This is a genomic window from Clostridium tunisiense TJ (genome assembly GCF_000300195.1).
Taxonomy (GTDB): Bacteria; Bacillota; Clostridia; order Clostridiales; family Clostridiaceae; genus Clostridium_J; species Clostridium_J tunisiense.
Genome location: NZ_AMQH01000016.1, coordinates 163637 through 186773 on the forward strand (window position 1 = coordinate 163637; position 23137 = coordinate 186773).

28 protein-coding genes and 1 pseudogene are annotated in these 23137 nt (G+C 31.1%); 5 read left to right on the forward strand and 24 right to left on the reverse strand.

The annotated features are described in order from the left end of the window. Positions 1–151: 151 nt before the first annotated feature. The 6 genes from C661_RS0117460 to C661_RS0117490 form a co-directional block, all read right to left on the reverse strand. On the reverse strand, positions 152–640 hold the full coding sequence (locus C661_RS0117460; protein WP_017416645.1) for a methylated-DNA--[protein]-cysteine S-methyltransferase: 489 nt from the start codon (positions 638–640) through the stop codon (positions 152–154). Next, on the reverse strand, positions 624–1541 hold the full coding sequence (locus C661_RS0117465) for a DNA-3-methyladenine glycosylase 2 (RefSeq protein ID WP_017416646.1): 918 nt from the start codon (positions 1539–1541) through the stop codon (positions 624–626). The genes C661_RS0117460 and C661_RS0117465 overlap by 17 nt, the downstream gene beginning before the upstream one ends. After that, positions 1528–2100, reverse strand: coding sequence for a bifunctional transcriptional activator/DNA repair enzyme AdaA (locus C661_RS0117470; protein WP_017416647.1), 573 nt, complete (start codon positions 2098–2100; stop codon positions 1528–1530). The genes C661_RS0117465 and C661_RS0117470 overlap by 14 nt, the downstream gene beginning before the upstream one ends. A 195-nt stretch (positions 2101–2295) precedes the next feature. Then, positions 2296–2856, reverse strand: coding sequence for a nitroreductase family protein (locus C661_RS0117475; RefSeq protein ID WP_017416648.1), 561 nt, complete (start codon positions 2854–2856; stop codon positions 2296–2298). A gap of 223 nt (positions 2857–3079) precedes the next feature. Next, positions 3080–4285, reverse strand: a complete 1206-nt coding sequence (locus C661_RS0117480; protein ID WP_017416649.1) for an aldo/keto reductase — start codon at positions 4283–4285, stop codon at positions 3080–3082. 372 nt (positions 4286–4657) lie between these two features. Beyond that, a complete protein-coding gene (locus tag C661_RS0117490) occupies positions 4658–5008 on the reverse strand; it encodes a DUF2200 domain-containing protein (protein WP_017416651.1) in 351 nt (116 codons plus the stop codon). 312 nt (positions 5009–5320) lie between these two features. Between C661_RS0117490 and C661_RS0117500 the strand changes: the two genes are divergently transcribed. After that, positions 5321–5806, forward strand: a complete 486-nt coding sequence (locus C661_RS0117500; RefSeq protein WP_017416653.1) for a GNAT family N-acetyltransferase — start codon at positions 5321–5323, stop codon at positions 5804–5806. An 82-nt stretch (positions 5807–5888) separates the two neighbouring features. Here C661_RS0117500 and C661_RS22265 read toward each other — a convergent pair. The 7 genes and pseudogenes from C661_RS22265 to C661_RS23760 all read right to left on the reverse strand — a co-directional run. Continuing rightward, positions 5889–6053 (reverse strand): annotated as a pseudogene (locus C661_RS22265) (DUF4351 domain-containing protein); the annotation flags it as partial. Between the two features lie 12 nt (positions 6054–6065). After that, positions 6066–6209: a hypothetical protein gene (locus tag C661_RS24355; RefSeq protein WP_017416655.1), complete on the reverse strand. Its 144-nt coding sequence runs from the start codon at positions 6207–6209 to the stop codon at positions 6066–6068. A 128-nt stretch (positions 6210–6337) separates the two neighbouring features. Further along, complete coding sequence (locus C661_RS24045; RefSeq protein ID WP_017416656.1) at positions 6338–6508, reverse strand: hypothetical protein; 171 nt, start codon at positions 6506–6508, stop codon at positions 6338–6340. 40 nt (positions 6509–6548) lie between these two features. After that, entirely contained in the window at positions 6549–6719 is a 171-nt protein-coding gene (locus tag C661_RS24050) for an Rpn/YhgA-type helix-turn-helix domain-containing protein (RefSeq protein WP_192812675.1), read from the reverse strand. Positions 6720–6945: 226 nt separating this feature from the next. After that, on the reverse strand, positions 6946–7344 hold the full coding sequence (locus tag C661_RS0117520) for a (deoxy)nucleoside triphosphate pyrophosphohydrolase (RefSeq protein WP_017416658.1): 399 nt from the start codon (positions 7342–7344) through the stop codon (positions 6946–6948). Positions 7345–7630: 286 nt separating this feature from the next. Further along, positions 7631–8413, reverse strand: coding sequence for a GNAT family N-acetyltransferase (locus tag C661_RS0117525; protein WP_017416659.1), 783 nt, complete (start codon positions 8411–8413; stop codon positions 7631–7633). 26 nt (positions 8414–8439) lie between these two features. After that, positions 8440–8592 carry a hypothetical protein gene (locus C661_RS23760; RefSeq protein ID WP_017416660.1) on the reverse strand — a complete coding sequence of 51 codons (153 nt, stop codon included), beginning with the start codon at positions 8590–8592 and terminating at the stop codon, positions 8440–8442. A 255-nt stretch (positions 8593–8847) separates the two neighbouring features. Between C661_RS23760 and C661_RS0117535 the strand changes: the two genes are divergently transcribed. Further along, the gene (locus C661_RS0117535) at positions 8848–8949 is read left to right on the forward strand and encodes a putative holin-like toxin (RefSeq protein WP_017416661.1); all 102 of its coding nucleotides are present in this window, start codon (positions 8848–8850) and stop codon (positions 8947–8949) included. A gap of 1144 nt (positions 8950–10093) precedes the next feature. On the opposite strand, the gene C661_RS22930 is transcribed toward C661_RS0117535, so the two are convergent. The 5 genes from C661_RS22930 to C661_RS22280 form a co-directional block, all read right to left on the reverse strand. Next, positions 10094–12190 (reverse strand): HD domain-containing phosphohydrolase, encoded by a 2097-nt coding sequence (locus tag C661_RS22930; RefSeq protein ID WP_017416662.1) that lies wholly within the window; start codon positions 12188–12190, stop codon positions 10094–10096. A 538-nt stretch (positions 12191–12728) separates the two neighbouring features. After that, complete coding sequence (locus tag C661_RS0117545; protein WP_017416663.1) at positions 12729–13637, reverse strand: DUF2268 domain-containing putative Zn-dependent protease; 909 nt, start codon at positions 13635–13637, stop codon at positions 12729–12731. Positions 13638–13668: 31 nt separating this feature from the next. Beyond that, the gene (locus C661_RS24055; RefSeq protein WP_017416664.1) at positions 13669–13842 is read right to left on the reverse strand and encodes a hypothetical protein; all 174 of its coding nucleotides are present in this window, start codon (positions 13840–13842) and stop codon (positions 13669–13671) included. An 11-nt stretch (positions 13843–13853) separates the two neighbouring features. Next, entirely contained in the window at positions 13854–14036 is a 183-nt protein-coding gene (locus tag C661_RS0117555) for an Rpn/YhgA-type helix-turn-helix domain-containing protein (protein ID WP_017416665.1), read from the reverse strand. 40 nt (positions 14037–14076) lie between these two features. Beyond that, positions 14077–14487 (reverse strand): hypothetical protein, encoded by a 411-nt coding sequence (locus tag C661_RS22280; protein ID WP_017416666.1) that lies wholly within the window; start codon positions 14485–14487, stop codon positions 14077–14079. Positions 14488–14726: 239 nt separating this feature from the next. On the opposite strand from C661_RS22280, the gene C661_RS0117570 reads away from it, so the two are divergent. Next, complete coding sequence (locus tag C661_RS0117570) at positions 14727–14828, forward strand: putative holin-like toxin (protein ID WP_017416661.1); 102 nt, start codon at positions 14727–14729, stop codon at positions 14826–14828. Between the two features lie 613 nt (positions 14829–15441). Here C661_RS0117570 and C661_RS0117575 read toward each other — a convergent pair. From C661_RS0117575 to C661_RS0117585, 3 genes are read right to left on the reverse strand one after another with little or no spacing between them, the layout of a single operon-like run. Beyond that, on the reverse strand, positions 15442–16377 hold the full coding sequence (locus tag C661_RS0117575; RefSeq protein ID WP_017416668.1) for a DUF4097 family beta strand repeat-containing protein: 936 nt from the start codon (positions 16375–16377) through the stop codon (positions 15442–15444). Next, positions 16370–17038: a permease prefix domain 1-containing protein gene (locus tag C661_RS0117580; RefSeq protein ID WP_017416669.1), complete on the reverse strand. Its 669-nt coding sequence runs from the start codon at positions 17036–17038 to the stop codon at positions 16370–16372. Before C661_RS0117580 ends, C661_RS0117575 begins: the two co-directional genes overlap by 8 nt. After that, a complete protein-coding gene (locus C661_RS0117585) occupies positions 17031–17372 on the reverse strand; it encodes a PadR family transcriptional regulator (protein WP_017416670.1) in 342 nt (113 codons plus the stop codon). Before C661_RS0117585 ends, C661_RS0117580 begins: the two co-directional genes overlap by 8 nt. A gap of 470 nt (positions 17373–17842) precedes the next feature. Between C661_RS0117585 and C661_RS0117590 the strand changes: the two genes are divergently transcribed. Next, entirely contained in the window at positions 17843–18757 is a 915-nt protein-coding gene (locus C661_RS0117590; protein ID WP_017416671.1) for a GNAT family N-acetyltransferase, read from the forward strand. Between the two features lie 378 nt (positions 18758–19135). Here C661_RS0117590 and C661_RS0117595 read toward each other — a convergent pair whose 3' ends face one another. Then, entirely contained in the window at positions 19136–19828 is a 693-nt protein-coding gene (locus C661_RS0117595) for a nucleotidyltransferase domain-containing protein (RefSeq protein ID WP_017416672.1), read from the reverse strand. A 246-nt stretch (positions 19829–20074) separates the two neighbouring features. Next, on the reverse strand, positions 20075–20647 hold the full coding sequence (locus tag C661_RS0117600; protein WP_017416673.1) for a TetR/AcrR family transcriptional regulator: 573 nt from the start codon (positions 20645–20647) through the stop codon (positions 20075–20077). Positions 20648–20787: 140 nt separating this feature from the next. On the opposite strand from C661_RS0117600, the gene C661_RS0117605 reads away from it, so the two are divergent. Beyond that, entirely contained in the window at positions 20788–22035 is a 1248-nt protein-coding gene (locus C661_RS0117605; protein ID WP_017416674.1) for a glycosyltransferase, read from the forward strand. 226 nt (positions 22036–22261) lie between these two features. Here the strand turns inward: C661_RS0117605 and C661_RS0117610 are convergent, their stop codons facing one another. Next, on the reverse strand, positions 22262–22789 hold the full coding sequence (locus C661_RS0117610; protein WP_017416675.1) for a GNAT family N-acetyltransferase: 528 nt from the start codon (positions 22787–22789) through the stop codon (positions 22262–22264). Between the last annotated feature and the right edge of the window lie 348 nt (positions 22790–23137).

The window sequence follows — 23137 nt, forward strand, 5'->3', positions numbered from 1 at the left end:
ATGACCAATACTTATGATAATGTTGTACTTTTAATTATATTATGATGCCTTTCATCAATATACCTATAAGTAAGGTTAATAGATTTTTTATTTCCATTAAAATAACCCTTAGTTTCTGCCAGTTAATCAAAAACTAAGGGTTAATAAGGCTTTAAGCCCTGACCTTTTTAAATTCTCTTTCATGATTAAGGAGCCATTCCTTTCTCCATAAACCACCTGCATAACCAGTTAATTTCCCGTTAGACCCGATAATTCTATGACAAGGAATCACAATACTTAACTTATTTTTTCCATTTGCACTGCCTACAGCTCTAACAGCTTTTTCATTTTCAATTAAACGAGCTATATGCTGGTAAGCTACAGTTTCGCCGTAAGGTATTTGGGTTAGAGCCTGCCAAACTGTTTTTTGAAACTCAGTGCCTCCAAACTCATAGGGAAATGTAAAATCAAAGCGACTCCCCTTAAAATATTCCTCCAACTGGTTATAACATTCTACTAAAACTGTAGGGGTTTCAACTTGTATTAAATTCATTTTCTCATTTTCTTCTACAAACATTATTGAGCTGATGGCATCACTACTCCCCTCTATTTCTATTATTCCAATGGGTGATTCATAGTGTAATTTATATTTCTTTATCATATAATAACCTCCAAAGATAAAAGGTAGCATAGGCCTGCCAACCTTCCCAATTTGCTGCATACTCTTTTATTTCTTCTATAGTAGGCTTCTCCTTAAGTCCTAATATAGTCTTTAAGGCATTATGTAAGCCCACATCTGCAATAGGAAAAGACGAGGTTTCATGCAAAGATTTCATCATTACGTAATCTGCTGTCCACGGTCCAATACCTCTTATATTCATTAGTGCCTTTTTTACCTCATGATAATCTTGTTTCTCCAGCAGCATTTTCTTTGTTAAAATTCTACTTTTCATATCTTTTGCAATGCCAATAACATATTCAGCCTTCCTGGTTGTAAATTGAAGTTTCTTTAAATCCTCAACATTTAAGGTTGAAATAACTTCAAAGGAAGGGAACACCCAATAATTTTCTCCTTGAAAGGTTATAAATTCACCAAACTCTTCAACAAATCTTTCCTTTAAGGTGTAAGCAAAGGTTAAGTTAATTTGCTGTCCAATAATTGCCCATACTAAGGCTTCAAATAAATCTGGAATGCACATAATCCGTAAGCCATAGTATTTATCTACAATTAAATTTAAAACTTTATCGCTCTCAGCCATTTGGTAAAAACCCTGTAAATCCTGCTCTAAGTCAAACCATTCCCAAATATACTCTCCTACTTTTTCACGGTGGTAACTAGATGGTTTGCTTATTGGAAACTTAACTCTTATGGAATCGCTAGTATAACTAATTTTACAAAAGATTATGGCATCCTCTACCTTTAATAGTTTGTATAAAGTTCCCTCTTTAATTTTATGAAGTATTTCTTGATGAGACCTTCCTAAAAAAATTAAGCACTCCTGAAAATTAAACTCCTTTGGTGGAAATACCTCAATATAAGTTTTATGATCAATCCAATTCATTTTCAAGCCCCTTTCTATATTCGCTGGGTGAACAATCTTTCAAGTTTCTGAAAGCTTTATAAAAGTTTGAAGGGCTCTGGAATCCCACCTCATAGCAAATCTCAAGGTTTGTCAAAGTAGTACTTTTAAGAAGGTGACCAGCTTTATCAATGCGTATTTTTTCTAGATAGGTCCGTGGAGTTTCAGAGGTTTCTTGTTTAAATAAACGCTCTAAATAATAAGGGCTTAACCCAACACTTTCCGATATATCTTTCAATTTTAAGTTTTGTTTGTAGTTATTAACTAGGAAGGTAATGATATTTCTCACAACTTCAATATGGGGTGATAGCTCAATTTCAGGCTGACACCTTTTACAAGGACGGTAACCCGCTTCTTCAACTGCCTTTATATCCTGATAAAATTCCACATTTACCTTTTTGGGCTTTCTTGATCTACAAGAAGGACGACAATATATTTTCGTTGTCTTTACTGCTGTAAAAAATAGTCCATCATATTTACTATCACAAGCCATAATTCTCTCCCACATCTCTTCAAAGGAAAGATTGATTTTCCTCACCATTTAACCACTTCCTTTCACCTTAGGTTGTGCATTTTTCTTTTCTTATAATATTATCTGAGTTCATTTTAGCAAGTAACTCATGTTCATTTCGTCCTCATTCTTGCTGTTATGGTGTTCCTTCTAAAATAATACCCTCAGTCCTAAATTATAGGTCTGAGGGTTTCTAAGTTTCTAGTATTAATGTCCTAGGATATACTAATCAATTGTAATTATTTTTGATGGATCAGGTTCATGAGGTGCTTTTTCCATGTCAGCCTGGCCAACAGCTATACCAATGCCATAACCATAGCCCTCTGGAATACTAATACGGTTTCTCCAGTACTCAGCTTTTTCACCGCTAAAAACTACTCCAGGCATACCAACAATAACACTATCCAACCCTATTGATTTTGCAGCTAAAGCAAGGTTTTCAACTGCTATTCCTGCATCAACTTTTGCATAGGAATTCTTCTCTTCAATTGCAATAACAATGACACAAGGGGCATTATAAAGCACTTTATTATCTCTGGATTTTATGCGCTCCACTACTTCCTTATTGCCAATTGCCACAAAGAAATTAACAACATCCTGTTCCATTTCCTCTATAATAGACTTGTTGTTAATAAATATGAACTTATATGGTTGAAGGTTCATAGCACTTGGTGAAGCAAGTGCTGCCTCTTGAAGAACCGTTTTTTGTTCCTCAGTTAAAGGTTCTCCTTTGTATGCTCTGATGCTGCTACGAGCTTTGATTATGTTCATAACTTGGTTTGTCATATATATCCACTCCTTAATTTTAATATACTAATTCAAAAGTACTACTTTCATAAATGTAGGTGCTCAAAGTCACCACTTACCTTGCAACCTACTCCTACCTTGGTTTCTATATAGGCTTTACCCATAAAGTAAAGGCTTTATATCTATATCTATATCTATATCTATATCCACATCTATGTCTATGTCTATGTCTATGTCTAAACTTAGTATTTTATAAAGCCTATTACCATAATTTAAATAATCCCACTGCTGCTTTCGCAATTTTATAAACAGGGGTTTCAAGTTCTTTTTTCACATTTTTTAATTCCTTACGAATTTCAATATTCTGAGGACAGTGCTTTTCACATTTTCCACAATCCACACACTGAGATGCACTGCTTGGAGTCTTCCTCATTACAGTACACATTATATAATCACGCCAACCTGATTTTCTATTCTCTGAATATATCATATTGTAGCTGTGGAAGGCCCCAGGGATATCAACACCCTTATGACAAGGCATGCAGTAGCCACATCCTGTACATCCAACCTTTATATTCTTATTTATCTCACTTTTAACCCGGTCTATTAAAGCAAAATCTTCTTCTGAAAACTCACCAACTTTAACTTTTGAGGCAACTCTTATATTTTCTCTTATCATTTCAAGAGAATTCATACCAGATAAAACTGAGGTAACCGACTCTTGGTTCCATAACCATCTAAAGGCCCATTCAGCAGGAGTTCGGTTTCTTAAATCCTGCTGAAAAATATCCTTTGCCTTTTCTGGAAGCAGGTTCACAAGTCTTCCACCTCTAAGTGGCTCCATTATAATAACTGGTATCCCCTTTTTACTTGCGTAATCAAGACCTCTTCTACCCGCTTGACTGTGCTCATCAATATAGTTGTATTGAATCTGGCAAAAATCCCAATCATAGGCATCTACTAATTTTATAAACATATCAGTATTTCCATGATAGGAAAACCCTATATTTCGGATTTGACCACTATCCATTTTTTCCTTTATCCACTCTTCTACTCCTAAAGCTTTTAAACGCTGCCAAGTATCCACATCTGTGAGCATATGCATTAAATAATAATCCACATAATCTGTCTGTAGCCTCCTAAGCTGTTCCCCAAAATACTTTTCCAGGCTGTTTTTGGATTTAACCATATAGTGTGGAAGCTTGGTTGCTATATACACTTTTTCTCTGCAGGAGTTTCTTTTAAGTATCTCACCAAGGGTTGCTTCACTTCCTGAATAAACATAAGCAGTATCAAAATAATTCACACCACTTTCAATGGCTTCCATCACTTCTTTTTCAGCTCTGTCCAAATCAATGCTAGTACCTTTTTTTGTAAATCTCATGCACCCATAACCAAGGATAGATATTTTGTTACCCTTTTTATCTCTCCTATATTGCATAACTTTTTTGCCTTCTTCTGACTTCATTCAGTACATCCCCTTATATTTATAGATATGCAAGCTCAATAAGTGCAATATTTTTAAATCTGAAAATCTATTGATATTTTAAACATCTTATATTTTTACAGTAATTTGAGCTTGAAAGGAATTAATATTTTTTCTTCTCATCTTTTGGTATAAATCACTTCTTGGAAGTAATATTTCAAACATTGAAGTGGTTTCTCTATAATTAATGCCAATATTGTGGATTCAAAAAAACACTGTTTCTTTGTATTGTATATATGTTCTAGTAAGGAAAATACATTTTAGTAATTATTCAATAATCACAACCCTAATTACAAAAGTATAAACTTTAATAGAACATATTTACATGAAATCAGTGCTTATTCTTTTTAGTTATTATTTTCTTAAAATCTTGTCCATGGCTTTTCCTTTTGCTAACTCATCGATGAGTTTATCTAAATAGCGAATTTCTTTCATAGTTGAATCTTCCATATCTTCCACTCGCACCCCACAAACCACACCTTTGATTAAATTCCTTGAAGGATTAAGCTTTGGAGCTTCAGCAAAAAAGGTTTCATAGTCTGTCTCTTTTTCCAGTTGTGCTTCTAACTCTTCCTGGCTATATCCCGTAAGCCAACAGATAATTTCATCCACTTCTGCTTTCCTTCGTCCCTTTTTCTCTGCCTTTGCAACCAAAAGAGGATAAACTCTTGCAATACTCATTGTATATACATTATGTTTAGCCATAAAAAAACCTCACTTAAATAATTTTATTAAACAATTTTCTCTATTATATCACAAAAATAATTCATTTTAATGAAAATTATGCTTATTTTTTTTGTGAATCCAATAAAATATTCTACCTCCCATAAATTACCTTCAAACATTATAGGAATATTCCCTCACCATTTTTATAACATTTGTAGATGATGAATTATTTGATCCTTACATATAATTAATGGCTTTGAATATTATCCACATTTAGTATTATATGGTATAATTTACTTGTAGATTGTTTGAAATTATTAAATATTATTGTGAGAATAGGAGAATAACTCAATGAGAATTCAACTGAAAAAAACTTCACTTAAACCCATAGAAATTTCATCTCAATTTCAAGTAAAGAAATTACTTTTAGAAGGCATTGAATTAGAAGAAAAGCTAAAGTGTTACCTATCAAAATTTATAGTAGGAATATTAGACCCAGATACTGCAGGACTAAAGCCAGATAAATTTATTAGTAATCTTCAAAAGGGTATTTTGGGTGATTTTTCTAATAGATATATTATCACTGCACATGATAATAATGAAACTATTGGTATTTTAATAGGATTGCCCCAAAAAGAGCAACTATTACATATTTACTCACTACATATTTCACCAGAATATCGTTATAAAGGTGTTGGCTCTACACTATTATCTCAATGTATAAATGATATGTGTGCAAGCAATGTAACAGGCCTTATTATAGACGTTCATATGGATAATACACCTGCCTATAATTTATATAAAAAATTCAATTTTATTGAAATTACAGATAAGTAATGCCAGGTAGAATATTTCCGCCTGGCTCTTAGTTAATTCATCCAAACCTATATATCTTTTTTGTAAATCTTTCTAACTATTATTAAGCAAAATACTGTTTTAATTCATCCAAACTCGTTATATCAAAAATCTCTGTTGCAATAACTTCTATAGTTTCCTCAGGGAGACCTTTAATTTTATTTTTATACTCTTCAGGTAAGGATTTAAATTTTTTGATTAATAATTTAATAAGCATCTCTGCTTTTCCTTCTTGTTTTCCTTATATTTTCCCTTCTAGCTTCCCTTCCTCTTTACCATTTTCTCTTATCATCCTACCAATTTCAGTCATTGTAAACACCTCCATAAACTTTTTCTTACTTTCCCTATCTCCAAACTTTTCAAAGAGAGCATATAGTAAAGACATGCATTTTAACTTCCTTTTATATTAGCCTAGGTCAAGTCTTAAAAAGCTCCCTTAATGGTGCACAGTATTATTGCTTAACTATGTACCGTAAAGGGAGCGTATCGATACTTACAAAATGGTTTCGTCTTCTAATTCACTGCTTCTTTAGCAATTTCTTTAACTCTTTCTAAATTTAATTCTGTTATTTCTGCCACAATTTCAATATTAAAACCCTTAAGTAGTAGATTTTTTGCTATACGCTCAGCATTTTTTTCTGCTCCTCTTTTTTCAACCTCTGGATCATAAAAACTTTTAAACATAGTTTCAATCACCTTACATAGACCTTTGTAATTTGAGATTCTAATTCAGTATTTCTTTTGCTAATTCTTTAACCTTCTCTATACTTAACCCAGTGTTTTTTGCAACACGTTCACAGCTTAAGCCATCATTTAGCAAATTTTTAGCTATATTTTCCTTTGCCTTCTCCTCACCCCTTTTTTCAACCTCTGGGTCATAAAAGCTTTTAAACATAGTTTCAACCTCCTTACTTAATCCTTTATAGTAATTATAGTTATCTATAAAATAATCATTTAAATTCTTTATTACTGCTAGCATTTCATTATAATCTTCTAAGGTAATTTTATCACATTTATAAGCCTCACTGATAGCTTCAAAAAACTCCCTTTATGGTGCACAGTATTATTGCTTAAACTGTATACCACAAAGGGAGCTCTAAATTATTGTAACTATAACTTTTTTATAGTATTTCCTTAACTAAAAGTTCAACAGCTGGAATATCTGCTGGAGCCCAGTTAAGGGACTTTAAGTTTTCCTTTTTAAGCCATATAAGCTTATCGTGCTCCGATGCTATAGGCTCACCTTCAACAATACGGCACTTAACCGTAATTAAATTAACAATAAAGTTATCGTATTCATGAGTATTATCATGAAAAACTTCCTTAAATTCAATGTGACAGCCTAGTTCTTCTCTAATTTCTCTAACTATAGTGTCACTGATTTCCTCGCCTTGCTCAACCTTGCCACCTGGAAATTCCCACAGATTTGGGATAGACATCTTTGTGGATCTAAGAGCACATAAAACCTCTGAGTTTTTATTTTCAATAATTGCACCTACAACTTTAACTAGTTTTTTCATTTGAAACACCCCGGCAATAGTTTAACATATTGAGCTGGAGTTTTGAATATCTTCAATTGTAAATTGTAGCATGATTATTAAAATACTTATTCCCTGTTCAGGACTTCCTTACAATTGCCTTAATTATATACTGGTGAGGGTATTTATTTTATTGCTATTAGTTATGATAGAGTTCCCCGTAACGGTTATAACGTAGACTTTTTTACTTATGATTTTTAAATATTACTTATAAAAAATCATTACTCATATGATGGCTACCATCTTAAGTTGATAATTCATGGCAGCATCACTTTAAAGTTACATATATAATTCTATGATTGCAGATGAATCCCGACTTTTCCAATGTTTTTCTTGATGCTATATTTTTAGGGTTGCAGCAAGCCATCGGCCTTAAATTATTCCTATAACAATGTTCCTTAAGCAGAGTTATAATATATGTTCCGACACCTTTTTTACGATATTCATCTGCTACAATAATTCCTATATCACCATATTGTTCATTTGATTTGAATATTCTAAATTCACCTATTCCTAGTAAAATGTCATCACTATATAGTACGAATAGTTGATTGTTTTCTATTAAATCTTCATAATAACCTTCAAATGCAGGGTCACATTTTGTTTTTATAGCGCCTATATCATTGCTTTTAGCTAACTGGAAGGACACATCTTTAAAATTATCCAATTCATATTTTATATTTTTGTTATCAGTAAAAAGATAACAATCTATAGATATACTCTTCTGATAATCAAGACACAAAGATAGAAACTCTGCCTCTTTAGTAGAAACAGTAGCATTTTCGGCAATATTATTCGCAATGATATATTCAAGAATCTCTGGTGCATGTATAAAATTCTCTGTAAAAGTATAGAATTGTACTAAAGTTTTTTTGGAATCGACGAAAAAATGACCTGCTTTCTTTCCATTATAAATAATTGTATAGCACTGGGCATTCCCTATAATTACATTTTCCCAGTAACCATCTATTGGCGATGCTAAAGTCTTAATATACTCTTTATTCAAAATAAATCTTTCTTCTGATGATGTTACTTTCTCTACTTGTATCATCAAATTCCCCCTTTTAATATCTTTTCTTATTCAATAAGTTCCTTCTTATCACTATTAGATAGCTTCTCACATAACTCTTCTAAATCATTAAGTTGTTTGTTTTGTTTGCTAAATTCCTTAACAAATATTGGCTTATCAATCTTTTTGCCTTTACCAAATAAAAGCCCTAGTAATGACATTTAAAATTCTTCAACTTTTGATTTCCATTTTTTACATTATAATTCATATTATAACATCTATATACTGAAAGATTTGTTGAATAATGTCAAAATGTCCAAACAATTAGAAATTTAATTGTTTGGACATTTTATCTGAACTGATTTATTCCTCTGTATAAGTCCTTCATAATTATGGTATAATTGTAAAGTACAATTCAATAGTTAATCGTGGGCTACTGGTATCACTTACCTCTTTTATGAAGGGAGGTGATACTTATGAGTAATGATGTTTTAACGTTACTATTTACTGGTGGATTATTTTTATTGGCACTATTAACATTTATAGTGTTACTTATGGATAAAATATCAAAAAAATAGTAGCCCCGACTCGCAATTGGAAGCTACTATTTTTATAAACTAAAAATTTAGTGATACCAGTTGCCTAAGCAACTAGAATTGTATATTAGTAGAGTGTTGACGCACTCTACTTTTTTTATTATTTGTATTTCTTACTTATATTATATCAAATTTTAGTAGAAAATAAACCTATATAATTTTAAAATTTATTACGTCCATAAACCCAGTATATGGAAGTTAATTGAATCCTGATAATTTAATTTTATTTGCAAGTCTTCTTTATTCCAAATTTATTCTCATGTTATAACCATGAGATGTGGACTCATCTCAATATTGAATCTTCCTTCTCTATAGCTTCCGTCACTAAAAGGTCCTCAACTGGAATTAAGAGACTTAAAATTTCCCTTCCCAATACATATATGCTTATAGTACTCCTTTGATGCTTTAGTTGTCGCACCGTCAATAATAAGATAATCATAGTATTATATTGTGATTATCCCACAAAAACTACTCATTATTAATAAGCTACAATCTAAAACACAATATATAGTTGTATTGTCATATTTATTTCTACTATACCAGGTATAGAAATTTATGCTCAATACTTATTGTGATTTAATCATATTCTATTTATTTAATCAGAAATACTGATGTCTCCAGAACTTGTATTGACATTAATTTTCTTATAAGGCCCATTTCCAATATTTGCAGTTGCTTCATGATGATCTTCATCTTTGCTTTATAGTGTTACTTATGGATAAAATATCAAAAAAATAGTAGCCCCGACTCGCAATTGGAAGCTACTATTTTTATAAACTAAAAATTTAGTGATACCAGTTGCCTAAGCAACTAGAATTGTATATTAGTAGAGTGTTGACGCACTCTACTTTTTTTATTATTTGTATTTCTTACTTATATTATATCAAATTTTAGTAGAAAATAAACCTATATAATTTTAAAATTTATTATGTCTATAAACCTAATATATAGAAGTTTATTGAATCCTGATAATTTAAGTTTATTTATAAGTCTTTTTTATTCCAAATTTATTTTCATGATATAACCATGAAATGTGTACTCATTCCTATTTTTGAATCTTCATTCTCATTTTCTTTTGCTTTCTTTTAGTATATTCAATAGCCCAAGGTGTTGATTCTAAATTTAATTAGAAGTTATCTTTTATTACTTTATTAACAAATATATTTACCAATTCAGCATCAAATTGAGTACCGGCATTTTTTTGTAATTCCTCTATTGCAACCTTTGAAGTTAATGGACTACGATAACTTCTCGCGTTTGTCATTGCATCATAGGCATCAGCTATAGCTATAACTCTTGATTCAAAAGGTATCTCCTCTCCTTTTAATCCTTTAGGATATCCCTTCCCGTCCCATCTTTCATGGTGTGCTAAAATTAATTCGGATATGTGTGAGAATTCAGTTGAAGATTTTAATAATTGATAGCCAATTTCCGGATTACGTTTAATTTGTAGCCATTCATTAACATCAAGTTTTCCTTGTTTACTCAGTACTTTTTCATCAATTCCTGTCTTACCTATATCATGAAGAAGTCCAGCTGTTTTAATTTTCTCTACTTCATCTTTGCTGAGTCCTAGTGTAGTTGCAATATTTTTGCAAAGTTCACTTACTCTTTCAGCGTGATGTCTTTCTACTTCATTCTTTTCATTAAATGTTCTGGTGATTAGTTCTATTGTTTTATTTTTCATATTATTACTTTCAATTAGTTTAGTTCTATACATTTGATCTTCTGCTTCAATATAAATTTCAGTAATTTCCTTATTAACTTCATATTTTGTTGCTAGTCCAAAGGAAACAGATAAAATCATATTATCTAATTGTTTATTTCTAATTGATTCATTTACACGACTCATTATTTCTTGTGCTTCCTTAGTATCAATTTTGGGAAGTAAAATAATGAATTCATCTCCACCAATTCTTGCTATAATTTCATCTTGTCTAAAATTTTTTTTGAAAATCTCTGCAATTTCCTTTATTAATTTATCTCCTGCTAAATGACCAAACGCATCATTTGTTAGTTTAAGTCCATTGACGTCCGCCATAATAAGGGTTAGTGGTAAGTTTCTTTCTGTATCAAGTCTTTTAAGTTCTTCTTCATAAAATCTTCTATTATAAAGACCTGTTAATTGATCATGATAACTTAAATATTTAATATCCTCAGCTAAATCTCGATACCGCTTTTCACTACTTTTTAATAATTCTTCAGCTTTCTTTCGTTCAGATATATCCCTAGCAACATTTATTACATAGGCTTCCCCATTTATATTCATTACCTTTGCTGAAATCAAAACAGTAATTATACTGTTCCCTTTTTTTCTTATATCCATTTCAAAATTGTCCAATTGTGAGTTTTCCTTCAATTCTTTAATGAATCTTTGTCTTTCTTTAGGATTTTCCCATAAGCCCAAACTCATTGCAGTTTTTCCAATTACTTCTTCTTTTGGAAAACCTGTAAGCATATAAAATATATCATTAGCTTTTTCTATGGTTCCACTTTGTAAGCTAGTTATAAAGAAAGCATCTGGAGTAGTATCAAAGATTAATTGTAATGTTTTATTTGCTATTTTTATTTCTGAATTCAATTTAAGATTTACCATTAGAATTAATCCAAATGTTATAAACAAACTCCACATAAAAAACATAAAGTGTATAATTACTCTCAAACTTGATGGTTCAAATGATTTGCTTGAAAAAGTTGAAATGATTTTTGTAATTCCTATAACTAAAAATATAAAACCTTCTGATAAAATCACTACCCCTAAAAAATTTGTAGCTTTTTTAATAGAGTAATCCTTATTTTTCAAAAGGATTACTGAAGCTATTATCAAATAAACTGCTAAATAAAATGAAAAAATACTTGCCCTAAAAACACTATTATCCTTGATATAAGTAAAATAAATATTTAATATGGTAAAGGCAACATATGATGAAGCAATTATCTTATAATTTATTTTTCTCTCAAGAAATCTCATTATACCAATATATATAAATAAGCTCCCAAGTACAGTGAGTTGGCTTCCAATAATAAGACCAATAGACTGATCTGAAATAACTTTCCTCATAAGTAGCAATAATATGCCGCTACAATTACACGCATTACCCATGACCCACAATTTAGATCCATGAATATTTTCATTTAATTTTACACTAACCCAAATTATTACTAAACAAAACAAATTAATTATACTCTTTGTAATAACTAATGTTTCAACATCAAATCTCATAAATCTCTCCTAATATATCTTTTCTAATTTAAAGAATTTCTCGAAACCTTTACTATCTATATTTTTATTATAACATCAATTCTTGTGTTGTTCTCATATATATTAATACTCTCCTTTTTCAAATTTATGATTTTTCCCTGAGACATCAAAGTAACTAAAGTTTGTCATAACATATCTTTTAAAGATTTTATTAAATAATGAACAAGTTCATTTTGTTTAACAACTTTGGAAGCAGATTTTGACTACTACCAAAGCAATTTACTTAAGCAGAGCAACTGCCATTTATAGAAGATGGCAGCCTTGAAGCTTTCAAAATGTTGTTGAAATTTCGGATATGAGCTTCTGTTAAATTTCTTCAATATACTTTATAGGACTTTTATCAGAAGAGGTTATTAATACCTTCATAGGTCCACAGTCTTATATTAAAAAGATTAAAATGGTGTTTAAATAAAATGTCCAAACAATTATAAATTTAATTGTTTAGACATTTTATTTAAGCTAATTAAGTTGTTTACTATTTGTAAAAGCTTTAAAATACTTAACAAAAAAACTCCGAAACTCTAATTATTTCATCTGAGGTCGTAATGGTTGCTTCTGCAATACTCTTTTTACTCTTAGACAAATATTCCTTAACTAAGTGGTAACCAATTGTGTAGCCTGCATTAGCTGATAACCCTACTGGATTATATCCTTGTTTTTTAGCAACTTCATCTCCAAACATATAAGCTGATACTTCTGCAAAGCCTTTAGTTTTTCTGCCCTCTTTAATTACTTCCCTTGAGTATTTCATTTCTTCTTCATTAAAATCTTCAACCCAAGGCCCTATGAATTCTCTTCCATAGATTTCTTCTGCAAAGCATTCAGCTAAACCTTCTATTACCAAATATTCTTCTACTGTCACATCACCATGATTAAATGGTTCAAAAGTAAAACGAACATTATGGTTAAACTCATGAGCTAAAGCGGATTTTAACCTATTTTTATTAAATTCATTAGGAACAACCATTAGCATAATATATCCAGGTATTCCCCCAAATCCTGAGTATCCTTTATTGGCTTCCATCTCTTTACTATCTTCATCACCTAAAAGAATACTTAGATTAATTTCATCTAGTGGAATAGAATAACCTATGTTCTCAAATTCACGAACTCCCTTTTTTATTGCTTCTTCATATTCTTCAAAGATTCTAGTTTCAATAAGTTTTGATAAATTATCGCTTACTTGCAGAATTGATTTTCTTGGCGTCCAAATTCCTAACATCTCTGATGCCATAATAACATCATATCCATTAGGTGTTGATGCTTTTAAGGGTACATTTAAATAGTCCCACATTGTTTTTAATGGCTTCATTAATTCATATCTGAAAGAATTCTCATTACCTTTTTCAAGTAAACACTTCTCATAGAACTCTAAGCTATTGATTAAGTTGACTCTTAAATTTTCCATACTATCGCCTCCTTATATAAAGCTTAATGCTTTACGTAGCGTCAATGTCAAGTTTTTTGCTTTCAATAATTGTAAAATGAAAAAGTAACTTCTTGCTTTCAATAATAAATGGTGAAACTGATTCATTAACGATATCCAGAGACTTGCTTATATTTTGAGATAAAAGAAGTTTAAGATAACAAAAACCATGCAGTATTACCCACATGGTTTCACATTTTAATTCACTACTTCTTTAGCAATCTCCTTTACTTTTTCTAAGCTTAATCCTGTAATTTCAACTACAAATTCATAGCTCATTCCTTTATGAAGTAAATTTCTAGCAATATTTTCTTTTTCTTTCTCTGCGCCTATTTTCATCCCTCTTTTTTCAACCTCTGGGTCATAAAAACTTTTAAACATAGTTTCAATCTCCTTACCTAGACCTTTATAATTTAAGATTCTAATTTAACACTTCTTTAGCAAGCTCCTTTACTTTTTCTAGAGGTAATCCTGTATTTTTAGCAATAAGTTCACAACTTATTCCATCCCTAAGAAAGTTCCTTGCTATATTTTCTTTTTCCTTCTGTGCGCCCCTTCTTTCAACTTCTGGATCATAAAAACTTTTAAACATGGTTTCAACCTCCTTACTTAATCCTTTATAGTAATTATAGTTATCTATAAAATAATCATTTAGATTCTGTATTACTGCTAGCATTTCATTATAATCTTCTAAGGTAATTTTACCACATTTGTAGGCCTCACTTATAGCTTCAAGAGTATTTTTTATTATTACTAATATGTGTTCATTAATCTTTTCTACCTTAAGCTTCTTCTGTTGTTCTGGTTGCTTACTTTCCATTAACCTTTCCATAAACCTTCTATAATTAAAAAGCTCAACAGCTGTCACCCTGCTGAAGCCCAGCTTGAAGACTTTTACTATTCTCACTTACTTGTTTACGTATTTCATCCCTAAGAATATCATAAGCTTTTTTCATTTTATTTCTCTGTATAAGTCCTACATAATTATGGTATAATTGTAAAGTACAATTCAATAGTTAATCGTGGGCTATTGGTATCACTTACCTCTTTTTTGAAGGGAGGTGGTACTTAATGAGTAATGATGTTTTAACGTTACTATTTACTGGTGGATTATTTTTATTGGCACTATTAACCTTTATAGTGTTACTTATGGATAAAATATCAAAAAAATAGTAGCCCCGACTCGCAATTGGAAGCTACTATTTTTATAAACTAAAAATTTAGTGATGCCAGTTGCCTAAGCAACTAGAATTGTATATTAGTAGAGTGTTGACGCACTCTACTTTTTTTATTATTTGTATTTCTTACTTATATTATATCAAATTTTAGTAGAAAATAAACCTATATAATTTTAAAATTTATTACGTCCATAAACCCAGTATATGGAAGTTAATTGAATCCTGATAATTTAATTTTATTTGCAAGTCTTCTTTATTCCAAATTTATTCTCATGTTATAACCATGAGATGTGGACTCATCTCAATATTGAATCTTCCTTCTCTATAGCTTCCGTCACTAAAAGGTCCTCAACTGGAATTAAGAGACTTAAAATTTCCCTTCCCAATACATATATGCTTATAGTACTCCTTTGATGCTTTAGTTGTCGCACCGTCAATAATAAGATAATCATAGTATTATATTGTGATTATCCCACAAAAACTACTCATTATTAATAAGCTACAATCTAAAACACAATATATAGTTGTATTGTCATATTTATTTCTACTATACCAGGTATAGAAATTTATGCTCAATACTTATTGTGATTTAATCATATTCTATTTATTTAATCAGAAATACTGATGTCTCCAGAACTTGTATTGACATTAATTTTCTTATAAGGCCCATTTCCAATATTTGCAGTTGCTTCATGATGATCTTCATCTTTGTAATTCAAATCCAGGTTAGAATTTATATCACCAGAACTACATTTTCCTTTAAATTCTAAGCTCATGCCCTTTTGTATTGTAATCTTAACGTCTCCAGAAGTAGCAGTTACCTCTGAATACTCTTCAATGTCCTTGTATTGTACTTTTATATCCCCTGAAGATGTGTCAACCTGACCTGATCCACTTAGTGAGTTAATCTTAATATCTCCAGAAGTAGCTTTTATTTTGTAAGTAGAAGTTGTTAAAGTTTCTATACTAATGTCTCCAGAGCTAGTTACTATATTAATACCTTTAATATCTAAATTATACTTTGATACAATATCTCCAGAGCTAGCTGACAAGTTTGCATTACTTAATATCATATCAGAATCAAAGTTAATATCTCCTGAAGATGTTTCAATATCTAAATCAGAATTATAATTTTTAGGAAGGTATATTTCAATTACTTCTTTAAAGTTTCCAAAGCTCCAAGTGTTAGATAAATTTCCAAACTTTCTTTTTTCTATGGTAATCTGGTTATTTCCCTGTATTACTTGAAATTTTTCATCATCTTTTAAAGTCTTATTTGATTTTTGAATTATTCTCATATTCTCTTCATCTGTAGCCTTAACTATTATATCACTACTTGAAAAATCAACAATTATTTTATTCACGCCTTTTATCTCTAGACTTTCATCCTTTTGAACTGCAATATTAGGGTCTATTATATTAGTGAAATGAAAAACCCCATTGATTCCATTTGAATTAGTAATACCCAGGATCAAAATTGCTGTTAATCCCAGTGCAACAAGGCTCCACATTGCAATTCTTATAATTTTTAAGATTCTATTCATTTTTACCCTTCCTTAATTGAAAAATTAATGTAATAACCCTCTCAATTGCAGCACCAATTATAAATAAAACCCAAGAAAATGACCATATGCGTAATGTAAAGCTTAAAAGGAAATATAGAGTTATTATAACTAGCCACATTATTGATTTTATTGAATTTATTACTTCTTTTTCTGTATTATTAGCTGACTTCCATTCCTTAAATTCCTCAACAATTGTATCATCAGCTTTAATATATTTAGGACGAGAAACTGCATTATATATTAATAGACTAGTTGCCAAAGCATCTATTGTTAACATTATGCATATTGCAACGTCTCCACTTACTCTAAACACGCTAGTAAGCATTATTAAAATAACAACACTCATAATATACATTCCTATAGAAATGGATAAGATAAATGCTCTTTTTTCACGATCTTTTCTCATCTGCTCTGGGTTAAATTCATAACTATCCTTTAGGCCTATTATTATTTCATCAATATCACCTATACCTGCTATGGCAATATTAAAAGCCTCTTCTTCATTTTTTCCACTAGCTAACAAGTCATTATACCTATCCATAAGATTTGCTAGTAGCTCCTCTTTAAGTTCCCTTGCCCGACTTGTTTGTGGCGCATTTTCAAATAATTCGTTTAACTTAACACGAAACTTCTCAATCATTTTTACTCCCCCCATAAATTAATGTATCAATTAATTTTTTTGCATCTTCCCAATCTGTTTTATATTGCTCCAATGCAGCTCTCCCAAGTGGCGTTATTGCGTAATATCGTCTTCGCGCTCCTGTGGTTTGATCTCCCCAATATGAAGTAATTAAAGTAGCTTCCTCTAGTCTCCTAAAAGCTGAATAAAGAGTTGCTTCTTTAAGCTCATATTTATTGTCTGTCTTTTGTTGAATTGATTTATTAATCTCATACCCATAACTATCCTTTTCTGCCAAGTAGGATAAAATAATGGTTTCTGTATGTCCTCTTATGATATCTGAGGTTATTGACATGCCGTCACTCCTCTCCTCCATGTTATTTTCCATTTTTTACTTATACATATATTATATTCTTACATACCTCACCTGTCAAGGTATGTTTTATTTTTATGTATATATTTTATAAAATATTCCTATAGCTTTACTATAAAATAACAGCTAACCTTTATATTAATAATAAAGGTTAATTATTAGTAAAAATAAAAAGCCAAATCTTATTTTTAAGACTTAGCTTTTTACAAACCTGTTGTTTATTTTCTTGTTCCCTAAAAACTTTCAATTCATCTATCTTTTCATAGAAATCAGCCTAACTGTGGAGATAAATAAATTCGCTTTGTGCTAAGAACTCTACAGAAATGTTCTTTATCTACCCCACCTAATCTTTTTAAGCTATAATAAAATATAAATTGGGGAACTTAGCATTTTTATATTAATTTGTGTTTGTTGCAAATGATAAATGCTATGGATTTATAGGGGGGATTTTTGTGATAACTTCAAGGAATTATGAAAAGGGAGATTATGAGAAGATAATCAACTTTTTAAGGGATTTGTACAAACTAAATAATAATAGGTATTGGATAATGCCGCAGTTCTGGGATGACAATGAGAACTATGATCCTAAAGAGACAGAGATATGGCACAGCAGAATTAGAATTTGGGAGGATGCTGGCAAAATAGTTGCTGTAAGTAGCACAGCCTATGATTTCGGCGAGTACTTAGATATACATCCAGATTACTATGAATTAACAAGTGAAATGATAGATTGGGCAGAATCACTGGACTGGGGAGAAAATGAGTTAGTAACTGGCCCTAATGGTGAAAACATGGTATATATTTGGTCAACTGAGGCTAATAAATATAGAAATGAAATTTTAGAAGCAAGAGGCTATAAGAAACCACCAGTGCCTATTTTTGTTAATGAACACTCCTTAGAGGGGGAAATTGAAAAACCACAATTACCAAAGGATTATACCCTTCATTCAATGAGTGAGGATATTGAATTAATAAAGCGCTATGAATTAGGCTATAAAATATTCAACTCTGTTGAAAGCTATGAGCCAAAGATTCCAGAATATTTTTATGCAAGACTAAAGGCACCTATGTATAGAAAGGATTTGGATATTGTTACAAAGTACAAGGATGGTACTTTAGCCTCCTGCTGTATTTTATGGTTCGATGAAGAAACTAAAACAGGGGTACTTGAACCAGTGGGCACACATCCCGACCATAGAAAGAAGGGCCTTGGAAAGGTTGTAATCCTTGAGGCTTTGAATAGACTAAAAGCTCTTGGTGGAACAGCCGCCTATGTAATATGCCACGGTGAAGAGAGAATGGCTTTCTACAGTTCTACCGGCTTTAAGTGTTATGATAAAGGTGGTTTTTGGAGGAGAGCTCTTTAATTTCACTGGATATCTTAAGATTTTATAGCTTATTTTTACGTAAATAAAAACTAAACCTTTATTTAGTTGTAGGTTATACTAAACTAAATAGAGGCTTTTTTCAACATTTCAATATCCATTGCGTTTATCAATAGTTTGATTTTATACATCTATGTAAAGTTAAATAATGAGCAAGTTCATTTTGTTAATCTTCATTTTAATGAAGCACTTTGGAAGCAGATTTAGACCGAATAAAGATACCTTTGTTACGCCAAAGCAACTTATATCTGTTGAGCAACCGCAAGTATGCTAAGCAGACACCTTAGAAGATGGCAGACTTGAATCTTCCAAAATATTGTTAAAATATGATAATTAATGCTTTAAAGATGGAAATTAATTTTATTCATTATTAATAACCTTAAGAGAGAACTCTTTAAAAAGATTGTGAAACAAGCCTTTTATTTGTGAATCTACTTCAAGTTCTCTACAAAATCTATTAAATATTACTGTGATATCCTCTTCAAAGTTATTACTAAAATTTAAATCTGTAATTCCCACTGAAATAAGACCCTCTTTAATTTCATCTAAAAGCTCATATGCACTGTGAGTTTTATTTGATAGATATTTTATAGTACCTCTATGAAGTAACCTTAATACCTTATACCATTCTGGTCTATTGGGCATATAGTTAGATTCTACATGTTTTCTTATAACATTTTTATTATCTATAATAAAGTTTTCATCATATCTTAAAAGAACTATACTGTTTTCCAAATCTTGCTGAGAAATTGTTTCTCTTATTTCCAAATCTACCGAAGTGCTATCCTGATAAACTAAGATTAATATACCTTTAGGGTTTTCAGTAAAGTTTGTCATTACTGGGCTTCCATAAAGCGAAATAATCTCATCAACTTTAGAATCATCAAGGTTACCTAAAATTATTAAGTCAATATCAGAAAATTTTGTTGCTGTGCCTTTTGCTAAAGACCCTTTTAAAATCATTGAAAATTTATTGCTTTTACAGAATTCGAAAACAGCCTCAATATAGTTTCTATAGTTTGATGAAGGATAATTTATTTGAAAATCTAACATAATAGCCTCCTATCTTATTATTAATTTTTCCATATAACTACTAATTTAACCTTAGTCTATAATGATTTTTCTGATTTTCCTCTTTAATAGACCTTTTATTTCCTCATTTAGTAATTTAGAATTGACTTTCACTATATCGATGGTATTCCCCATGATTTCACTGCTTCTATACTCTCTTAGTTTATCTAAACCTTGTTCTGTTATGAATATATCTTCGCTGTCTTCATCTGCAGCTTCAAATGTATTTTATATTATACTGTTCTCAATGCGCTTCATAACCCCATTTTCCATAAGGTCATACATTAGCGAAACTAAATCTTCTGCAGGCAATATTTTATCCTCCCTGAACCAATAACTCATTATGCCTATCATGGCTGAAAGAACAAATTCCAAGATAAAATCAAATTCTATAGGGTCTATGTTGTATTTTCCAAGGAAGGCTTCCTTGATCACAGGCTTTGTTGAGTTTTTCAGTTTGGTTGCAAATGCAGGGTCTCCATTATCCCCAAGTAGGACGGAATAGTACTTACTGTTTTCCTCGTAGAGAGCCATAAACATATCAAGATGCATTCCCGCATTTTCATTTGCAATAGAAATTGGAGGTAATTCATGAACTGCTGGTATAAGGGATTCCTCAAGCTTCTCCAATACATCATAAACATCTGTAAAATATTCGTAGAAAGTTCCCCTGTTATAGCCTGCTTTCTGTGTTATTTCCTTTACAGTTATTTTCTCAATTCTTTTTTCGCAGTATAAGGCCCAAAATGCATCAACCAAATTCTGCCTGGTCTGTGCAGTTACTTCTGGTTGTTTTCTCATTTTTAACACTCCTACTCTCTATTCCCTATCTATATGAAAATCCGACATTAGTCATAGTATTGTTGGTTGATAGGTTATTAAAACCAAATTATACTTTAAACATACAACAAGTTGTCGGATAATACAAGGAGGATTAATATATGATTACAATACTATGTTCAGGTTCAAGAGGAGATTTTCAGCCCTACATTGCTCTTGCTCAAGAGCTAAAAAAATTAGGAAAAGCTGTGCGTATTACTGGTATGAGGGAATTTGAAACCTTTGTTAAAAGTTATGGTATAGATTTTTATCCAATACAAGCAGATTTCAAATCCCTTAATGTGGATGAAAATATGCTTAAAGAAGCCCAGTCCGCTGATAATCCATTAAAGATGCTTTTAACTTTCAACAAAATGAAAAAATATGGATTAAGCATAGCAAATGAATTCTATGCTGCTTGTGAAGGAAGCGAATTAGTTATTTATCATCCTGGCTGTACCATTGGTTATTTTGCAGCTGAAAGACTTGGTATACCAGCTATTTTAGCATCTCCTTTTCCAATGCACAAAACTAAAGAACAGACCTCAGTAATTCAATATGGAAGAGTAAAATCCACTCCATTAAGAAATATAATCAGCTATGAAATGCTTCAAGGCATGTTGTGGCTAGCATCAAATAATTCAGTAAAGTACCTTTGGAAGAAAGAGTTCGGTGGACTTCCAAAAAACTTTGGTAAACCTTATGAGCGTCACAAAGATAAAAAACATCCTGCGGTAATATCCTGTAGTAACTTTGTTTTCAAAAGACCAAAGGATTGGAATGAGAATATACACCAATATGGATACTGGTTTGTAAAGGAGCCAACTGAATATGTCCCTTCAAAGGAACTATGTGACTTTTTAAACTCTGGTGAGAAGCCTGTTTATATTGGGTTTGGAAGCGTATTTCATAAAGATCAGAAGGAAACCTTATCTAAGCTGATTATTGATGCTCTTAAGAAAGCTAATAAACGTGGAATAATCTGTGGAATGGGTAAGCTTGATAATCTACCAAGCAATATAATAGCTATTGATAGCATACCTCATAGATGGCTTTTTAATAGAGTAGCTGCAGTATGTCATCATGGTGGAGCTGGCACCACTTCTGCTGGATTTGCAGCTGGTGTTCCAAGTGTTATTATACCTTTTGCCAATGACCAACATGCTTGGGCTCATAGAGCTTATGACCTTAAAGTTGGCTCAAAGCCTATTACTATAAAGAAGCTAACTTCTGATAAGCTTGCAGAAGCAATTGAATATGCGCTTCAGGATGAAATTATTGAAAATGCAAAGAAGCTAGCAGCAGACATAGCTACTGAAAATGGAGCTAGAGATTGTGCAAAGGTTATTTTAGAGAGTCTAAGGAGGTAATTCTTTGAAAATATTCTTTCACTGCTTGAGTATTGAGCTTCTTTATCTGTATAGCTAGTAAAACTTAATTTAGTTTTACTGGCTCTTTCCAAGTACCTTGTTTATCTAGTTAGGAATGATTTTATCTACTCAAGGCCCAACTCTATTCCCCCTAAAATTAATAAATCCACCACATCTCTGCAGCAGATTTAAATAACATAGCTTCGACTATATAAGTTCTATTTTATCACTTTATAAATTCAGCTTTAAGAATCGCATATTGGTAAGTATCCTTCCATATAGGATTACCTTCTTCATCTTTAAAGAAATATACATTTTCAAGCTGCATTGCCTCTCTTCTCATACCAACCCTTTCAAGTAACTTCCACGAATTAGGATTCTTAGGATCACAATGTGCAAGTATTCTTCTTATCCCTAGGATGGTAAATGCATATTTCATTAGCTCAAGGACGCTTTCTGTTGCATATCCTTTTCCCCAGTACTTATCATTAAAAACATAGCCAATTTCCCAAGCTCCAAAGTCTCCTTCTGCAAAGTATAGGTTTCCTATAAGCTTTCCATCTTTTAAGCATACAGCAAAAAATCTCTCGTCACTTTCTCGTATTTTAGCTTCTTCATAAGCTTCTTCTTTCGTAAAAGGTTTATATGGCTCAAATTCCAGTACTTTTGGATTTGAAAAGTATTCATATAAATCTTCCCCATCATTTTCTGAAAATCTGCGTATTATTAAACGCTCTGTATATAACTCTTTCATAATTAAACTCTCCCCCATAAATAATTCCCTATGCTATTCTTAAAATATAAATACAAATGTAAATCAATTGTTTTATATATAATATAACACTTTTGTTAAATACTGTATACAATGATTCTATTCTCTTATTATATAGATATACTATGTCATAGCTTTAAATAAAATTAAGTTTTTCAATACTTGGATAGCAAAATACTTTAAGGTTTCAAGTAGTAAATCTATAGGGTTCCTTGACGAATGTTTAACTTATACCGAATAATTAAAACTTTTCTCCAAAAACTAAATGTACGGAGAAAGGAGTTTGAATTATGGGAAGAAAATCATTTGCTATAACATCATTACACGGAT

Bases quoted from the DNA above. Each gene is read 5' to 3' on its own strand.
- C661_RS0117465 (WP_017416646.1), bottom strand. From the start codon at position 1,541: ATGAATTGGATTGATCATAAAACTTATATTGAGGTATTTCCACCAAAG.
- C661_RS0117535 (WP_017416661.1), top strand. From the start codon at position 8,848: ATGAGTAATGATGTTTTAACGTTACTATTTACTGGTGGATTATTTTTA.
- C661_RS0117480 (WP_017416649.1), bottom strand. From the start codon at position 4,285: ATGAAGTCAGAAGAAGGCAAAAAAGTTATGCAATATAGGAGAGATAAA.
- C661_RS0117460 (WP_017416645.1), bottom strand. From the start codon at position 640: ATGATAAAGAAATATAAATTACACTATGAATCACCCATTGGAATAATA.
- C661_RS0117545 (WP_017416663.1), bottom strand. From the start codon at position 13,637: ATGGAAAATTTAAGAGTCAACTTAATCAATAGCTTAGAGTTCTATGAG.
- C661_RS22280 (WP_017416666.1), bottom strand. From the start codon at position 14,487: ATGGAAAGGTTAATGGAAAGTAAGCAACCAGAACAACAGAAGAAGCTT.
- C661_RS0117525 (WP_017416659.1), bottom strand. From the start codon at position 8,413: ATGATACAAGTAGAGAAAGTAACATCATCAGAAGAAAGATTTATTTTG.
- C661_RS0117575 (WP_017416668.1), bottom strand. From the start codon at position 16,377: ATGAATAGAATCTTAAAAATTATAAGAATTGCAATGTGGAGCCTTGTT.
- C661_RS0117610 (WP_017416675.1), bottom strand. From the start codon at position 22,789: ATGAAAGAGTTATATACAGAGCGTTTAATAATACGCAGATTTTCAGAA.
- C661_RS0117595 (WP_017416672.1), bottom strand. From the start codon at position 19,828: ATGTTAGATTTTCAAATAAATTATCCTTCATCAAACTATAGAAACTAT.
- C661_RS24055 (WP_017416664.1), bottom strand. From the start codon at position 13,842: ATGTGGGTAATACTGCATGGTTTTTGTTATCTTAAACTTCTTTTATCT.
- C661_RS24050 (WP_192812675.1), bottom strand. From the start codon at position 6,719: ATGTTTAAAAGCTTTTATGACCCAGAGGTTGAAAAAAGGGGTGAGGAG.
- C661_RS0117490 (WP_017416651.1), bottom strand. From the start codon at position 5,008: ATGGCTAAACATAATGTATATACAATGAGTATTGCAAGAGTTTATCCT.
- C661_RS0117555 (WP_017416665.1), bottom strand. From the start codon at position 14,036: ATGTTTAAAAGTTTTTATGACCCAGAGGTTGAAAAAAGAGGGATGAAA.
- C661_RS0117500 (WP_017416653.1), top strand. From the start codon at position 5,321: ATGAGAATTCAACTGAAAAAAACTTCACTTAAACCCATAGAAATTTCA.
- C661_RS0117580 (WP_017416669.1), bottom strand. From the start codon at position 17,038: ATGATTGAGAAGTTTCGTGTTAAGTTAAACGAATTATTTGAAAATGCG.
- C661_RS0117470 (WP_017416647.1), bottom strand. From the start codon at position 2,100: ATGGTGAGGAAAATCAATCTTTCCTTTGAAGAGATGTGGGAGAGAATT.
- C661_RS23760 (WP_017416660.1), bottom strand. From the start codon at position 8,592: ATGTCATTACTAGGGCTTTTATTTGGTAAAGGCAAAAAGATTGATAAG.
- C661_RS22930 (WP_017416662.1), bottom strand. From the start codon at position 12,190: ATGAGATTTGATGTTGAAACATTAGTTATTACAAAGAGTATAATTAAT.
- C661_RS24045 (WP_017416656.1), bottom strand. From the start codon at position 6,508: ATGTTTAAAAGTTTTTATGATCCAGAGGTTGAAAAAAGAGGAGCAGAA.
- C661_RS0117475 (WP_017416648.1), bottom strand. From the start codon at position 2,856: ATGACAAACCAAGTTATGAACATAATCAAAGCTCGTAGCAGCATCAGA.
- C661_RS0117570 (WP_017416661.1), top strand. From the start codon at position 14,727: ATGAGTAATGATGTTTTAACGTTACTATTTACTGGTGGATTATTTTTA.
- C661_RS0117600 (WP_017416673.1), bottom strand. From the start codon at position 20,647: ATGAGAAAACAACCAGAAGTAACTGCACAGACCAGGCAGAATTTGGTT.
- C661_RS24355 (WP_017416655.1), bottom strand. From the start codon at position 6,209: ATGTCTTTACTATATGCTCTCTTTGAAAAGTTTGGAGATAGGGAAAGT.
- C661_RS0117520 (WP_017416658.1), bottom strand. From the start codon at position 7,344: ATGAAAAAACTAGTTAAAGTTGTAGGTGCAATTATTGAAAATAAAAAC.
- C661_RS0117605 (WP_017416674.1), top strand. From the start codon at position 20,788: ATGATTACAATACTATGTTCAGGTTCAAGAGGAGATTTTCAGCCCTAC.
- C661_RS0117585 (WP_017416670.1), bottom strand. From the start codon at position 17,372: ATGTCAATAACCTCAGATATCATAAGAGGACATACAGAAACCATTATT.